The sequence below is a fragment of the Flavobacterium bomense genome, assembly GCF_003970355.1.
Map to the genome: position 1 here is coordinate 1 of NZ_RYDJ01000260.1, position 1,073 is coordinate 1,073.

Sequence of the window (1,073 nt, forward strand, 5' to 3'; positions counted from 1 at the left end):
TTTGTTTTTTCATATTCAATGATAAATAAATGTAAATAAAACACATTTTACATTTTCAGCCTATTTATATTATGAAATTATTTGATTTAAATACGGAAAATCACTTAATTGGTTTTCTAAAATACTTTAAAATGAGGGCTTTTTTCTTTTCAATTCAAATAAAATATTTAGTTCAAAAACAGATTTAAAAACTATAGATTTAATCTAGATATTCACAATGGTTTTTTACCATTTAATATAATACATAAAATGATGAATGAGATTTTAATTAAACACACTAAAGATTTTTTTCGGAAAACGTTTAATTCAGAAGCTGATAAAGTGATTTTGTCTCCAGGAAGAATAAACATTATTGGAGAACATATCGATTATAATGACGGATACGTTTTGCCAGCAGCTATAGATAAAATTATTTGTTTCGCTTTTGAAAAAAACAACTCAAATATTGCCAACATTTATGCTGTTGATTTGAATGAATCTGTTGAAATCGATGTGACAAAAGAAGCCGTATTAAGCGAAGTGGTTTGGACTAATTATTTGCGGGGCGTATTGTTTCAATTGAGACTGAAAGGTTTCGAAATAAGCGGTTTTAATTGTTCGTTTAGCAGTAATATCCCCACGGGTTCTGGCTTGTCTTCCTCGGCGGCTTTAGAATGTGGTTTCTTATTTGGCATCAATGAAATGTTCAATTTGGGAATAAAATCTATTGATATTGCATTGATGGGACAAAGTGCAGAGCATTGGGTAGGCATCAATTGTGGCATTATGGATCAATTTTCTAGCGTAATGGGATTAGAAAATAAAGTTATAAAAATTGATTGCCGCACATTAGATTATACCTATCACGACGCAAATTTTGTTGATTACTCTTTAATATTATTTGATAGTAACGTAAAACATTCATTATTCACCTCCGAATACAATAATAGACGCATCGAATGTAACGAAGGATTATGTATCATCAAAGAAAATTATCCTGAAATTGAAAGTTTCCGTGACTGCGAGGTAGATCATTTGATGACTTTAAAAGCTAAAATGTCTGACAATGTTTTTAAAAGAAGTTTGTATGCCGT

1 protein-coding gene is annotated in these 1,073 nt (G+C 29.8%); it reads left to right on the forward strand.

The features are described 5' to 3' along the window. Positions 1-249: 249 nt before the first annotated feature. On the forward strand, positions 250-1,073 hold an 824-nt coding region (locus EKL98_RS17155; protein WP_233589503.1), incomplete at its 3' end, for a galactokinase.